The sequence below is a fragment of the Methylobacterium sp. AC315 genome (assembly GCF_979253755.1).
Map to the genome: position 1 here is coordinate 335,903 of NZ_CEEDEA010000002.1, position 14,287 is coordinate 350,189.

14 protein-coding genes are annotated in these 14,287 nt (G+C 70.2%); 8 read left to right on the top strand and 6 right to left on the bottom strand.

The genetic code is table 11. From position 1 onward, the window contains the following. Positions 1-40 precede the first annotated feature (40 nt). From AC0IY0_RS04320 to AC0IY0_RS04330, 3 genes are all read left to right on the top strand, one after another. Positions 41-2,116, top strand: coding sequence for an NAD(+) synthase (locus tag AC0IY0_RS04320; RefSeq protein ID WP_471763156.1), 2,076 nt, complete (start codon positions 41-43; stop codon positions 2,114-2,116). A 116-nt stretch (positions 2,117-2,232) separates the two neighbouring features. Beyond that, complete coding sequence (locus tag AC0IY0_RS04325; RefSeq protein ID WP_147910161.1) at positions 2,233-2,463, top strand: hypothetical protein; 231 nt, start codon at positions 2,233-2,235, stop codon at positions 2,461-2,463. 71 nt (positions 2,464-2,534) lie between these two features. Beyond that, positions 2,535-2,894, top strand: coding sequence for a PilZ domain-containing protein (locus tag AC0IY0_RS04330; RefSeq protein WP_147910160.1), 360 nt, complete (start codon positions 2,535-2,537; stop codon positions 2,892-2,894). A 117-nt stretch (positions 2,895-3,011) separates the two neighbouring features. Here the strand turns inward: AC0IY0_RS04330 and AC0IY0_RS04335 are convergent, their stop codons facing one another. Further along, positions 3,012-3,449 (bottom strand): HIT family protein, encoded by a 438-nt coding sequence (locus tag AC0IY0_RS04335; protein WP_147940926.1) that lies wholly within the window; start codon positions 3,447-3,449, stop codon positions 3,012-3,014. 139 nt (positions 3,450-3,588) lie between these two features. Here AC0IY0_RS04335 and AC0IY0_RS04340 point away from each other — a divergent pair, with 139 nt between their 5' ends. The 3 genes from AC0IY0_RS04340 (at position 3,589) to AC0IY0_RS04350 (ending at position 5,892) form a co-directional block, all read left to right on the top strand. Further along, entirely contained in the window at positions 3,589-4,548 is a 960-nt protein-coding gene (locus AC0IY0_RS04340) for a cation diffusion facilitator family transporter (RefSeq protein WP_147910158.1), read from the top strand. A gap of 180 nt (positions 4,549-4,728) precedes the next feature. After that, positions 4,729-5,052, top strand: a complete 324-nt coding sequence (locus AC0IY0_RS04345) for a DUF6894 family protein (protein ID WP_461230632.1) — start codon at positions 4,729-4,731, stop codon at positions 5,050-5,052. A gap of 96 nt (positions 5,053-5,148) precedes the next feature. Further along, entirely contained in the window at positions 5,149-5,892 is a 744-nt protein-coding gene (locus AC0IY0_RS04350; protein WP_419829060.1) for a Crp/Fnr family transcriptional regulator, read from the top strand. 182 nt (positions 5,893-6,074) lie between these two features. Here AC0IY0_RS04350 and AC0IY0_RS04355 read toward each other — a convergent pair whose 3' ends face one another. From AC0IY0_RS04355 to AC0IY0_RS04370, 4 genes are all read right to left on the bottom strand, one after another. Next, the gene (locus tag AC0IY0_RS04355; protein ID WP_471763157.1) at positions 6,075-6,929 is read right to left on the bottom strand and encodes an SDR family oxidoreductase; all 855 of its coding nucleotides are present in this window, start codon (positions 6,927-6,929) and stop codon (positions 6,075-6,077) included. A 17-nt stretch (positions 6,930-6,946) separates the two neighbouring features. Then, on the bottom strand, positions 6,947-7,126 hold the full coding sequence (locus AC0IY0_RS04360) for a DUF1328 domain-containing protein (RefSeq protein WP_007566531.1): 180 nt from the start codon (positions 7,124-7,126) through the stop codon (positions 6,947-6,949). A gap of 123 nt (positions 7,127-7,249) precedes the next feature. Next, positions 7,250-8,623 (bottom strand): chloride channel protein, encoded by a 1,374-nt coding sequence (locus AC0IY0_RS04365; RefSeq protein ID WP_147910163.1) that lies wholly within the window; start codon positions 8,621-8,623, stop codon positions 7,250-7,252. 201 nt (positions 8,624-8,824) lie between these two features. Next, a complete protein-coding gene (locus AC0IY0_RS04370; protein WP_419829059.1) occupies positions 8,825-10,213 on the bottom strand; it encodes a deoxyribodipyrimidine photo-lyase in 1,389 nt (462 codons plus the stop codon). A 529-nt stretch (positions 10,214-10,742) separates the two neighbouring features. On the opposite strand from AC0IY0_RS04370, the gene AC0IY0_RS04375 reads away from it, so the two are divergent. Both AC0IY0_RS04375 and AC0IY0_RS04380 read left to right on the top strand, forming a co-directional pair. After that, positions 10,743-11,867 carry an NHL repeat-containing protein gene (locus AC0IY0_RS04375; RefSeq protein ID WP_419829058.1) on the top strand — a complete coding sequence of 375 codons (1,125 nt, stop codon included), beginning with the start codon at positions 10,743-10,745 and terminating at the stop codon, positions 11,865-11,867. Then, positions 11,864-12,847, top strand: a complete 984-nt coding sequence (locus AC0IY0_RS04380) for an NAD(P)H-binding protein (RefSeq protein ID WP_471763158.1) — start codon at positions 11,864-11,866, stop codon at positions 12,845-12,847. The genes AC0IY0_RS04375 and AC0IY0_RS04380 overlap by 4 nt, the downstream gene beginning before the upstream one ends. Before the next feature lie 20 nt (positions 12,848-12,867). Here the strand turns inward: AC0IY0_RS04380 and AC0IY0_RS04385 are convergent, their stop codons facing one another. After that, entirely contained in the window at positions 12,868-14,280 is a 1,413-nt protein-coding gene (locus AC0IY0_RS04385) for a phosphatase PAP2 family protein (RefSeq protein ID WP_471763159.1), read from the bottom strand. Positions 14,281-14,287: the final 7 nt, after the last annotated feature.

Genomic DNA, 14,287 nt, shown 5'->3' on the forward strand with positions numbered 1-14,287 from the left:
ATATGATACCGGCAGCCACCCCTCACCCGGACAGGCGCCCGTGACCCAGCCGACTTCCGCCTCCCCCACCGATCCGACGGCGCGCTTCCGGTCCCTGTACCGCCACGGCTTCGCCCGGGTAGCGGCCTGCACCGGGCGCAGCCATCCCGGCGATCCCCCCCGCAACGCCGACACGGTGCTCGACCTCGCCCGGACCTGCCACGAGGCCGGGGCGGCGCTCGCGGTCTTCACCGAGCTCGGGCTTTCGGCCTACGCGATCGAGGACCTGCTGCTGCAGCAGACCCTGCTCGACGCGGTCGAGGCCGCCGCCGCCCGGGTGGTCGCCGGATCGGCCGCCTTACGCCCGCTGCTGCTGGTCGGCGCGCCCCTGCGCTGGCGCCACCGGATCTACAATTGCGCCCTGGCGATCCAGGGCGGCCGGCTGCTCGGCGTGATCCCGAAGACGTTCCTGCCGAACTACCGGGAGTTCTACGAGAAGCGCCACTTCGCCTCCGGCGCCGGGATCGTAGGGGAGACCATCCGGGTCGCGGGCCACGACGCGCCGTTCGGCACCGACCTGCTGTTCCCGGCCGAGGACCTGCCCGGCTTCGTGGTCGGGGTCGAGATCTGCGAGGACCTGTGGGTGCCGGAATCCCCCGGCATGCGGGCCGCGCTCGCGGGCGCCACGGTGCTGGCCAACCTCTCGGGCAGCCCGATCACCGTGGGCCGGGCCGAGTCGCGGGCGCTGCTGTCCCGCGCGGCCTCGATGCGGGGCGCCTGCGCCTACGTGTACGCCGCCGCCGGCCAGGGCGAATCGACCACCGACCTGTCCTGGGACGGCCAGACCAGCGTGGACGAGCTGGGGGTGCGGCTGGCCGAGGGCCAGCGCTTCCCCACCGGCCCGGTGGCGACGCTCGCCGACATCGACCTCGACCTGATCGCGCAGGACCGTCTCCAGGCCGGCAGCTTCGACGACAACGTGCCGGGCAGCCCCCTCCCCTACCGGCGGATCGGTTTCCGGCTCGATCCGCCGGCCGACGATCTCGGCTTGATCCGGCGGATCGAGCGCTTCCCGTTCGTGCCCGCCGACCCGTCCCGCCTCGCCCAGGATTGCTACGAGGCCTACAATATCCAGGTCGCCGGGCTCGCCCAGCGGCTGGAGGCCACCGGCACCCGCAAGGCGGTGATCGGCGTCTCCGGCGGCCTCGATTCGACCCACGCGCTGATCGTGATCGCCAAGGCGTTCGACCGCCTGGGCTATCCCCGCTCGGACATCCTGGCCTACACGCTGCCGGGCTTCGCCACCTCGAACGCCACCAAGACCAACGCCCACGCGCTGATGAAGGCGCTCGGCTGCACCGCGGCCGAGATCGACATCCGGCCGGCGGCCAAGCAGATGCTCGCCGACATGGGCCACCCGTTCGCCCGGGGCGAGGCGGTCTACGACGTGACCTTCGAGAACGTGCAGGCGGGCTTGCGCACCGATTACCTGTTCCGTCTCGCCAACCAGGCGGGCGGGCTGGTGATCGGCACCGGCGACCTCTCGGAGCTGGCGCTCGGCTGGTGCACCTACGGCGTCGGCGACCAGATGAGCCACTACGCGGTCAACACCGGCGTGCCCAAGACCCTGATCCAGCACCTGATCCGCTGGGTGATCGGCAACGGCGAGGTCGATCCCGGGGCGAGCCACACCCTCCAGGCGATCCTCGACACCGAGATCTCCCCCGAGCTGGTGCCGGTGGACCAGGACGACAGCCCGCAGAGCACCGAGGCCACGATCGGCCCCTACGCGCTCCAGGACTTCAACCTGTTCTACACGCTGCGCTACGGGTTCCGGCCGTCGAAGATTGCCTTCCTGGCGCTGCACGCCTGGGGCGACAAGGCGCGCGGCCACTGGGCGCCGGACTTCCCCGAGACCAAGCGGGTCGCCTACGACCTGCCCGAGATCCGGCGCTGGCTCGGGGTGTTCCTGAAGCGGTTCTTCGGCTTCAGCCAGTTCAAGCGCTCGGCCCTGCCCAACGGCCCGAAGGTGTCGGCGGGGGGCTCGCTGTCGCCCCGGGGCGACTGGCGTGCGCCGTCCGACGGCTCGGCGCGGATCTGGATCGCGGAGCTGGAGCGAAACGTCCCTGAAACTTGACCGTCACAAACTCGACCGATTGTGCCATTATGAGCACGGTCAAGCCGAATCTATCCAGTCTTCGATCTGGTATTGGATGCATTCGGCAGGCGGGGCGGCCAAGCGGAGGGACTCCGATGCGAAGCTACAACCTGTTCCAGCTGAAGGCCGTCGAGGGCCTGTGCTGCGCGGTGCCGGAGGCCAGCACCGTGCCGCCGTTCATCGGTGCCGGCCGCTGGACCTTCGGAGGCAAGCTCGACGGCGCCAGCCGGCCGCCCCTGGATTTCGACGACCGGGCCGCCGACACCGCCGTGCGCTTCAACGGCTTCTACCTGTTCCAGACGGTGGACCGGCGCTTCATCGCGTGATCCTCGGGAATAGGCGCCAAGACCGTATTGCAGCCAGGAATCCTTAAGGGCTGGCCGGCAGACTGGCCCGCATGACGGATCATCGCAAAGAGACGCGCCAGCGAGTCTTCCTCAAGGGGCGCATCGTCTTCAACAACGGCTCGTCGAGCTTCGACTGCCTGGTGCGCGACCTCTCGGCCTCGGGCGCCCGGCTGGTCCTGAGCGACGCCACGACCCTGCCGCAGGTGTTCGACCTCTACATCCCGCAGCGGGACCGGACCTACCGGGCCAGCCTGTGCTGGCGCCGGGAGGACGGAATCGGCGTCGTGTTCGAGGAGCCGGCCCGGGCGGCCCCGTCCGCCCTGGATACCGAGGCCGCCCTACGGCAGCGGATCAGCGAACTCGAGGCCGAGAACGCCGCCCTGCGCCGGCTCATCGCCAGCGCGGCCTGAACCGGGTTCCCGAAGGGCAAGCCCTACGCCGGCGCCCTCGATCCATCGGGCGAAGCCCGGCGGCAGGGCGCCACCCTGCACCCGCGAGAGGTCACGGACCTGTCGAACCCGGCAATCTCAGCGACCGGCCTGCAACGCCGTCCGGATGCGCGCGGCGTGCTCGGCCAGCACCGCGTTGTCGGCCATCCCGCCCTCGTGGCGCTTCAGCGGAACGCCCTCGAACCGGGGGATGACGTGGACGTGCAGGTGGAACACGGTCTGCCCGCCCGCCGGCTCGTTGAACTGGAACACCGTCAGGCCGTCCGCCTCGAACGCCGCCTTCACGGCCCGGGCCACCGTCTGGACGCTCGCCATCAGGGGCGCCAGGGCGGCCGGGTCGGCATCGAGCAACCCGCGGGACGGCGCCTTGGGGATCACCAGGGTGTGCCCCTCGCCCTGGGGCATCACGTCCATGAAGGCCAGCGTGTCCGCATCCTCGTGGACGCGGTGGCACGGGATCTCGCCCCGCAGGATCTTGGCGAAGATGTTGTCGGGATCGTACTGCGCGTCGGCCATGCGTGCTCCAAGGCGTCCTGATCGATCTCAGCTTGCACGGGGCACCGCCACGCGTCCACACGGGAACCGGTGCCGCACGGCAACGCTTGGGTGGCGAGGCTTGGGCGGCGAGGCTTGGGCGGCGGACACGGAGGCCGGGATGGCGCACGAGAGCACGGGAGCGATCTACGCGGCGGCGGGGGCGAACCTCGCCATCGCGGCGGCGAAGTTCGTCGGCGGCGCGCTCACCGGCTCGACCGCGATGCTCGCCGAGGGCGTGCACTCGGTGGTCGACACGGCCAACCAGGTGCTGCTGCTCGTCGGGATGAAGCGGGCCAAGCGGCCGGCCGATGCCCGGCACCCGTTCGGCTACGGGCGCGAGATCTATTTCTACGCCTTCGTGGTCGCGCTGATGATCTTTCTCGGTGGCGGCGTCTTCGCGGTCTACGAGGGTGTCGAGCGGATCCGCCACCCCTCGCCGGACGCGGACGCGCACCTGTTCGGCTACACCCTGCCGGGGATCTGGGTGAACGTCGCGATCCTCGGCTTCGCCATCGTGGCCGAGGGGATCTCGTGGTTCGTGGCGATGCGCCAGTTCTGGGCCGAGAAGGGCAAGCACTCGGCGATGCGGGCGATCCGGCGCAGCAAGGATCCGACCCTGTTCACGATCCTGGCCGAGGACACCGCGGCGCTGATCGGCCTGCTGATCGCCCTGGCGGGCGTCGTCCTGGCCCATTGGCTCGACAGGCCGAGCCTCGACGGCTGGGCCTCGGTGGGGATCGGCCTGGTACTGGTCGGGATGGCGGTGTTTCTGATGATCGAGACCCACGGCCTGCTGATCGGCGAGGCCGCCGACCCCGCCGTAGTGGCGGCGATCTCGGACCTCGTGCGCGCCGAGCCCGGCGTGCTCCACCTCAACGAGGTGCTGACCCAGCATCTCGGGCCGACCGACATCCTGGTGAATGTCAGCATCGACATGGCCGACGACCTCAGCGCCGGGGAGGTCGAGGGCCTCGTCACCCGCCTCGACAAAGCGCTGAAGCAGCGCAACCCGCAGGTCACGCGGGTGTTCATCGAGATCCAGCCCCAGGCCGACCACGCGGTGCGGGCGGCGGCGTGACGCGGGCGTGACCGCCCAACCGACCCGCCTCGCCATCAGGACCGAGCCCACGAGTCGACGCGTTCATTGGCGCCGTCCCGGCATCTCCTTCGGTGATGGCGGCTCTAACGTGCGTTGTTGCGGGTAAATTCGCCCACCAGCAAAACGTTTACAGGCCTCGCTACTTCTTCGACATCTATAATGGCGGTTTGGCCCGCGCATTATGGCCGCGATGACGAAGGCACCGCGCTCGAGGACCTCCCGGCCGTCCGCCAGCACGTCTTGCGCCTGCTGCCGGACATCGCGCGCCACGAGGTGCCGGACGACGGCGACCGCCGCGCGTTCTCGGTGGTCGTGACGGACGAGGACGGCAAGCCGATCTACACCGCCACCTTGAACTGGACTGGCCTGTGGCTGCTCCGCCGAAGCGGTCCCCGTTCTCGGGCACTGGCTGGCGCCGACCCGGTATCGGCGTCGGGCGCTCCAAGCCCGTGCGCAAAAATCGCTTTCACGGGGTCGAGTTGATCTATGTGAATTTCTCTCCCGAAGCTTCCGCTCAAGCTCAGACCTCGATGACTGGCAGAGGCGTGCGCTTCCGTCGAGCAGACGTGACGGGGCGAGATGCAGCTTACGACGACCCATCCGCTTGCGACGCTCGTGGCGCGGCTGTCCCGGGACATGCCGATCTCCGATGAGGCGCAGCGCGCCATCATGGCGCTGCCGGTCTCCGTGCAGGCGCTGGAGCCGAACACCGACCTGATCCATCCCGGTGATCGCTCGGCGAGCTGCTGCTTCGTCCTGAGCGGCTGGATGGGGCGCTTCAAGCTGCTGCAGAAAGGGGAGCGTCAGTTCCTGGCGTTCCACATCGCGGGCGACATCCCCGACCTGCAGAGCCTGCATCTGCCCACCGCCGACCTGGGCATCGGCGCCTTCACACAGGTGACCGTCGCCCTGATCCCGCACGGCGCCCTCCACGACCTGATGGTGCACTACCCCGATGTCACGGCGGCGCTCTGGCGCGAGGTGCTGGTGACCGCCTCGATCACCAACGAGTGGATGATCGGGCTCGGCCGCCGGTCCGGTCCCAGGCGCTTGGCGCACCTGTTCTGCGAACTGTACGTCCGGCAGAAGGCGGCGGGCCTGGTCAAGGAGGAAGGACGCTGCCCCCTCCCGATCACCCAGACGGTCATGGCCGACGCGCTGGGCCTCACCCCCGTGCACGTCAACCGAATCCTGAGGGACCTGCGTGCCGAGAAGATGATCCAGCATCGACAGCGCACGCTGACGATCCTGGACTGGGGGCGCTTGAAGGTCTTCGCGGAGTTCGATGCGCACTACCTGCACGTTGAGCCGCAGCTGATGTGAGGGACACCCGTCGGAACCGCGCATCCCGACGATGCGGTGCCGGGCCATGTGCAGCAGCGGAGCGCGAACCCCCGGATCCCCCGCCGCGCGCGGTCCCGCCATTCGGACCTTGGCGACGACCGAGGCGGCCGGCCTGACCCGGCAGAGCGGAGCACGCCCCCGGCCGGCGCCTCGCAGGCTGCTCAGCCGCCCCGCCCGACCTGCGCGAGGCTCAGCGCCCAGACGCGCTCCTGAACGGCTTCGTCGCGGCTCTCGGCCGACGAGGTCTTTGGCCGGCACCGTGAAAAGTAGCGGCCGGTGACGCCGTCGAGTTCGGGGGCGGTCGCCACGTGGAGCGAGGTCTCGGCGCCCTTTTCGGGCCTGGCTAGGAACGGGCGCATCAGCGACCACGCGGTGCCGAACAGGCCGCCGGTGTTCTTGGCGAAGCCGGTGTCGATCACCCCGGGATGCAGGGCGTTGACCGTGATGCCGTCGGCCCGCACCCGCCGGGCCAGCGCGTAGGTGAACAGCACGTTGCCAAGCTTGGCCTGGGAATAGGCCCGCATCGCGCCGTAGCGCCGGGCGCCCTCGATGTCGGCGAAGTCGACATGCCCGCGTTCATGGGCCGCCGAGGCGACGTTGACGATGCGCGGGCCAGCCCCGGCGGACGCCGAGGCCTTCAGGGTGTCGAGGAGTTCCACCGTCAGCAGCACGTAGCCGAGATGGTCGAGCGCCCAGGTGCGCTCGATGCCGTCGACCGTGAGGACGCGCCGGTCGAAGATCGCACCGGCATTGTTCACCAGCACGTCGAGGCGGGGATACGTCGCGCGAAGGGACCCGGCGAGCCGCCGGATCTCCCCTTGGCTGGACAGGTCCGCGACGTGCGGGTCCACGACGGCGCCCGGGACCGCCGAACGGATCCGCTCCGCGCAGGCCCGCGTCTTGTCGGCATCGCGGCCGACGATGGCGACCCGCGCGCCATCGCGCGCGAGCCCCAGGGCCGTCTCGTAGCCGATGCCGTTGGTCGCCCCGGTGACGAGGCAGACCCTGTCACGCATCGCGTCCGCCATGCGGCTTAGAACACCGCTTGGCCGACCGCGAAGGCGATGACCACGATCACGATGGCGACCAGCAGGAACAGGCCGAACAGGATGCGCGCCAGCGAGCCGGCGCCCGAGGCGATGCCGGTAAAGCCGAGGCCGCCCGCGATCAGCGAGATCACGAAGCAGATGAGGGCCCATTTCAGCAAGGTCATCGCGTCACTCCGGATGCGCCCGAGACACGGGCGAACTACAATCGATCCCTCAACCGGCCGCAAGCGAGACCGTTCCGCGCGCGCGCGATTCCGACAGCCTTTTAGTCTCAGGCTTTTTCAGCCTCACGCAGTCTTGGCCACCGGCTGGGCCGGTACGTCGGCACGCTCCAGCATCATCTCGGCCAGCGTGTGATAGAGCCCGCCCCGGCAGATCGCCTTCGAGGCGGCGTCGGCGATGACGGCCGCGATCATCAGCGGGATCATCATCGTGTGGTTCTGGGTCATCTCGGTGACGATGACGAAGCTGGTGATCGGCGCCTGCAGCACGCCGGTCAGGTAGGCGACCATCCCGATCAGCACGAGGGCGCCCACCGGCATGTCCGGCAGAAGGCCGTGCACCGTTCCGCCGATCCCGGCCCCGACCGCAAGCGAGGGCGCGAACAGGCCGCCCGGGATGCCGCTGATCGAGCTGAGCACCGTGGCGGCGAATTTCAGCGGCGCGTAGGTCCAGGACGTGGCCGCATCGCCGTGCAGGAACGCCCGGGCCTCCTCGTAGCCGGTGCCGTACGCCGTGCCGTTCGAGGCCAGCCCGCACAGGGCGACGCACAGGCCGCAGAGCGCCGCGAAGACCACCGGCCGCGCCTTGATCAGGCGCCCGGCCGCCCCCGGCAGGCCGCGGGCGAACAGGATGATCAGCCGGCTGAACACCCCGCCCGCGAAGCCGCCCAACGCGGCCAGCAGCGGCACGATCCAGCTGGCCGCCAGGGGCAGATCCGCCTGGCTGGTCCCGAAATACGTGTAGTTGCCGAGCAGCCAGAGGGAGGTGAGGCCCGCGGCCACGATCCCGGCGACGATCAGGCCGGACGAGCGCGCCTCGTAGGCCCGGCCCAGCTCCTCGATGCCGAACACGATGCCGGCGAGCGGCGTGTTGAACGCCGCCGCGACCCCGGCCGCGCCGCCCGCGAGCAACAGCCCCGGCAGGCGGTCCGGCGTCAGGCGGCCGAAGGCGGCCATGATCGCGGCGCCGACCTGCACGGTCGGCCCCTCGCGGCCCGCGGAGGCGCCGCAGAGGAGGCCCAGGAACAGGACCAGCACCTTTCCGCACGCCACCCGGGGGGAGATCAGCGAGAACCGGAAGCGCGCGTCCCGGGCGTGCCGGGCCGCGATCACCTGCGGGATGCCCGAGCCTTGGGAGTTCGGGAACACCGTCCGGGCGAGCAGGGCCGCGAGCGCGAAGCCCGCCGGCGTGAGCACCAGCGCGATCAGCGGCGAGGGCGCGGTGAGCCGCCGGAACCCGTCCTGCGCGAGGTCGGCGCCCTTGGCCATCAGCACCGCGGCCAGGCCGACGCAGATGCCGCCCGCGAGGAACAGCAGCCGCCCCCGCCAGAGCGGATAAGCCTCCCGCGACGCCGAGCGCAGGCGCGTGATCGAGCGGCGGTAGCGGGAGCGTTTCGGGCCCGACGCGGCCGGCTCCCTGGTCGTCGGTGCGTCCCGCATCTCGGTCATGAAAAGGCACTTCGTCCGCACAGCCGGAGCCTGCGGTATAGCGTGGCTTGCGGGGAATGGGGGATCGCCGAGCAGACACAGTCGATCGGCAGATGTCCAAATCGCCCCCTCATCCCGAGGTGCTGCGTATCAGCCTCGCTCAGACCTCAGGATGAGGCAGAGGATGGGACTGCACCGGAGCGAGCAGGCCCCTCACTCCTCGGCCTCGCACAGCCGCTCGACCGCCTTCACGTAGGCCTTCGCGTCGAACTTCTTCAGCGAGTTCTCGCTCTGGTAGCGGACCGTGCCGAAGATCGGGCGGCGCTGCCAGGGGCGGTCATGGAGGCCGTACACCCAGGCGACGTTGGTGAAGGAGTTCGCGTCGCGCCCGTCCAAGAAATAACGGTTGTTGAGCCGCAGCGTCCGGGCAAAACCCTCCTTCGGCGAGGGCGACCATTCCAGGATCTTCTTGCCCCAGTACATGCGCAGCTGGTTGTGCATGTAGCCGGTCTCGCGCATCTCGCGCATGGCGGCGTTCCAATAGAGGTCGTGGGTCTCACCGGCCGCGAGCTGGTCCTCCGAATAGAGGTTCGGTCGCTCGTCCTCGGCCTGCTCGGAGAGCGTCTTGCGCGCCCAGTCCGGCACCGCCGTGTCGTAGTCGTCGTAGCCCTCCGTGAAGAACACGTGGTTCATCGCGAGCTCGCGCCGGACGATCAGCTCCTCCAGGTAGGCGCCGCGGTCGTCGTCGTCGCCGGCCTTGGCCTCCCGCACCGCCAGGGCGATCTCCACGGGCGAGATCTGGCCGAAATGCAGGAACGGGCTCATGTGCGAGGCGGCCGCCGCCTCCGGCATGTTGCGCCCGGCGCCGTAGCCTTCGAACCCGTCCTTCAGGAACGCCTTGAGCCGCTTGCGCGCCTCGGTCTCGCCGCCGACGAAGCGCTTCACCGGGCCGACCTCCCGGTCGAGGCTCATGCCGGCGAGCACCGCCTCCGGATCCGAGACGTCGATCTCACCGTCGGGCGTCACGCCTTTGGCCGCATGCTTGGGCTTGCGCGGCTTCAGGTCGGCGATGAACGGGTCCCAGAGCCGGTTCAGCTTCGGCCGGAGCGTGCGGGCGGCGAATTCGTGCTTGTTCGACGCCGTCTCGACGGGGACGACCACGTCGCCCTCGACCTGGACGATGCGGGTCTTCACCGCTTTCGCGATCTCCCGGTACCAGCCCTTCTGGATCGCGAGGTAACCCCGGTCCAGCACCAGCAGCGCGGCCTCGGCGGCCAGGTCGATGGCGATCCTGGCGGGCGAGCACTTGCGCATCACGAACCCGATGCCGCGCTTCTCCAGCCCGGCCTTCGCATCCGCGAGACCCTGGAGCAGGAAGGCGTAGTGCCGGGCGTTGGCCTCCGGGAAACCGCTGGCGCCGTCGAGCAGGCCGAAGCAGGCGACCACCGGCAGGCCCAGGCGGTTCGCCTCCTCGATGGCGAGTTCCAGGGCCGGGTTGAACTGGGCGCGGTTGGCCTGCTGGAGGAGATACAGGACATAACGCCCGTCCTTGGCCGGCTCCACGTCGTTGAGAACCCGGATCCGCTCGTCCTGGATCGCCATACCCGCTCGCTGTCCTTCTTTGTCCGTCCCAACGGAGACTTGGCCGGACAGCTAGCGCGGGTAACGAATTCATCCCTTCACGCGGCCGTCCTGAATTGCCGCAGTGGAACGGGATCGCGGGGCCGCGGTTCCGCGCGGCGAAATCCGTGTTTCTCAACGGTTTACGGTGCGCTTTGCCGTCCGGCACCGCGGGAAGTCTGTCCCGCCGGGCCCCGATGCGAATGCGACATTTTCGACACAGCCGGATCGCGATGCGTGTGCGGCCGCACGAAAGGCCAGCCTTTCCACCCCGACGGGCTTGTAATTTTTCGCGGCGCGCGCAGATTGTGCAGCGCGGGATGGCGATGGCGTCGCGATCCCGCTGCCCTTCTTGGGCGTTTCCTCCCTAGACTTCGGGCCGCTCCTTCGGGAGTGGCCTTTTTTCTGTTCGGTCCCCGGTGTCACCGAACCGGGGCGGGAGCGCTGGTCCCCGGCCGCGCGGGACGCCATGCTGCCTGCGAGCGCCGGGACAGGCGCCGGAGGACACGCCATGAGGATGCTTTCCACCGCGCTGCCGGCTTTGGCCTGCCTGCTCGCCCTCGCAGGGGCCGGGGCGGCCGCGGCGGCCGAGGCGCCGCAGTTCCAGGTCGACCCGTCCTGGCCGAAGCCGCTGCCGAACGACTGGATCCTGGGCCAGGCCGCGGGCGTCGCGGTCGACGCGCAGGACCATGTCTGGGTGGTCCAGCGACCCCGCACCCTCACCGACGACGAGAAGGCCGCAAGCCTCGATCCGCCGCGCAGCAAGTGCTGCAAGCCGGCCCCGCCGGTGCTGGAATTTTCCCAGGACGGAACCCTGCTGCGCAGCTGGGGCGGCCCCGGCGAGGGCTACGACTGGCCGACCAACGAGCACGGCATCCAGATCGACGGCCAGGGCTTCGTCTGGATCGCCGGCAACGGCGACCAGGACGGCCAGCTCCTCAAGTTCACGGCCGACGGCAAGTTCGTCCTGCAGATCGGCAAGTCCGGGCCGCAGACCGACAGCCAGGACACCAGCCGCCTGGGCAAGCCCGCCAACGTCGATTTCGACATGGCGGCCAACGAGGTCTACGTGGCGGACGGCTACTACAACCACCGCATCATCGTGTTCGACCGGGAGACCGGGGCGTTCAAGCGGATGTGGGGCGCCTACGGCAAGCCGCCCACCGACGACAAGCTCGGCCCCTACGACCCGGCCGCCGCCCCGCGCCAGCAATTCGCCAACCCGGTCCATTGCGTGCGCATCGCCCGGGACGGGCTGGTCTACGTCTGCGACCGCACCAACAACCGCATCCAGGTGTTCCGGAAGGACGGCAGCTTCGTGAAGGAGTTCGTCGTCGAGAAGAACACCCGGGCCAACGGCTCAGTCTGGGAGCTGGCCCTGTGGCCGGACGCCGACGAGACCTTTTTACTCAACGCCGACGGCGCCAACAACGAGGTCCGCACCCTCGACCGTGCCACCGGCGCGACGGTGGGCGCCTTCGGCCGGAACGGCCGCATGGCGGGCCAGTTCCACTGGGTCCACAACCTCGCGGTCGATTCCAAGGGCAACGTGTTCACCACCGAGGTCGACACCGGCAAGCGGGCGCAGAAATTCCTGGCGGTGGGGAATTTCGTGCTGCGCAAGCGGGTGCCGTGACGGCGGATCGGCCGAACGGCCCGGTCCCGCGGCGCGTCCTCGTCCTCGGCGGCACCGGCACGATCGGCCGCGCGACGGTTCGGGCGTTGGTGTCGCGCGGGCACGCGGTCGTCGTCTGCCTGGTCAGGCGGCCCGCCCCGTTGCCCGCGGGCGCCACCGCCCGGGTCGCGGCCGTGACCGACCCGGCCGCGCTCGCCCGCGACGGCATCCGGGGCGAGACGTTCGACGTCCTGGTCTCGTGCCTCGCCTCGCGCACCGGATTGCCCGACGATGCCTGGGCGATCGACTACCGCGCGCAGCTGAACGCGCTGGAGGCCGCAAAGGCGGCCGGCATCACGCAGGTCGTCCTGCTCTCAGCCATCTGCGTCCAGAAGCCGGTCCTCGCGTTCCAGCATGCCAAGCTGGCGTTCGAGCAGGCGCTGATCGGGTCGGGCCTCGCATACACGATCGTGCGGCCGACCGCCTTCTTCAAATCGCTCTCGGGGCAGATCGACCGCGTGAGGCGCGGCAAGCCGTTCCTGGTCTTCGGCGACGGCCTGCTGACCGCCTGCAAGCCGATCAGCGACGACGATCTCGGCCAGTACCTCGCCGACTGCATCGACGACGAAGGCCGGCGCAACCGCGTGCTCCCGATCGGGGGGCCGGGCTCGGCGATCACCCCCAGGGCGCAGGGCGAGCACCTGTTCGCGCTGCTCGGGCGCGAGCCGCGCTTCCGGCACGTGCCGGTGGCCCTGCTGGACGCGATCATCGCCGTCCTGGCGACGCTCGGGCGCTGGGTCCCGGCGCTCGCCGCCAAGGCCGAGCTCGCCCGCATCGGGCGCTACTACGCCACGGAGTCGATGCTCGTCCTGGATCCGGCCACGGGCCGCTACGATGCGCAGGCCACGCCGTCGACGGGGTCGGAAACCCTGTTCGCCTATTATGGGCGTCTGGTCCGGGGCGAGGCCGTGGCCGAGCGCGGCGACCACGCCGTGTTCTGACGCCCCTCAGTCGCACCCCGTCAGCGCGTCGCGCTCGCCCCCGCCCGGCTCGCCGCCAGGGCCGCCGCCTTGCCGGAAGCCGCGTAGAGGTTGATCCGCGAATAGACCCCGAACTCCGAGCCGTCGTCGAGGAAGCCGCCGCCGGGGCCCTGCGTCTCGGTCAGGATCGCGTTCGCCTCCGCGAGCGTGAGCGTCGGGAAGGCCGCGGTCAGCAGGTGGCCGGCCTCCGGGGCGATCGTGCCGACATCCTCCCGGGCGTTGGCGGTGGCGTCGTGCACGACCGGCAACCCGTAGGTCTGCGTCGCCTCGTAGAAGGCCGCGTTGGCGGCCGAGTCCTTGAACCGGCCGGTATCCTGCGCCGCGCAGGCCGCCACCGTACCGCCGCAGCCGGCCGCGAGGGCTTCGGTCATCGCGGCGCGCGCCTCCGTCAGGAGCGCCCGGTAATCGGTCACGCCGACGCGCTTGTCCGCGTCGGCCGCGTTCGCGTCGATCACCGCCGGGTTCCTGCGGATCTGGCCGACATAGGCCGGATCGTTGGCGAGCAGATGCGCCACCGCGTGCAGCGAGGTCGCGCGCCCGCCGATCACGTCCATGGCGTAATGCGCCCCGACGATGATCCGGTCGTTGCCGTATTCGGCCGCGCGGGCGACCATCTGCTGGTAGCGCTCCGGCACCAGCAGGGCGAGGATCAGCGACTCGGTGTAACCGTAGGTCGTGTGCCCGCTGGGATAGGACGGGCTGTCGACGAGATCCTGCTTGGGACCGCGCAGCCAGTCGAACGAGTGGGACGCCGCGCCGAAATAATCCGCGCCGCGATAGGCCTGGAGATGCGGCAGGGTCTGGAACGGGCGCGAATTGCCGAACCGGTCGGCCCCCGGGCTGCCCGCCGGCCGGCCGTAGGCCTTGCCGAACACGTCGGTGACGGTGCCGTCCGTGAGCAGCGCGGCGGCCTCGGCCGAGACCGCGTGCGTGCCGTGGATCGTGCCGTTGGCGAAGAAATACTTACCGGAATTCGAATCCGACTTGGTGACGTTGTTGGTGTAGCCGATCAGGTCGGCCACCGGCTGCGCGACGCTGGTGAAGGTCTTGGAGTCGCTGTAGCGCGCCCGGCCCTGATAGGCGGTGGCGAGCGCCGTGCCGAGGCCGTCGGCGAGGCCCGAGGCGTTGCCGTCGGTGATGAAGCAGTCCCGCAGCGCCAGTTGCTGCTGCTCGGGGAACGGCAGCAGGGTCGGCTGCTTGAGGGCACCGGTCTGGATGTCCCCGGTCACCCGCAGGTTGGCGTCGAGCGCCGCCTTGCCGGCCGGGCTCCCCTGAAGCCGGGCCACCGGGGCCAGCCCGCGCAGGGCGGTGAGGTTGGCGGGCGATTGCGCCAGCGCCGGGAGCGGCAGCGCTGCCCCGAGCAGCGCCAGGCCGAGTCTCAAGGTCCCCATCATGCCGTCT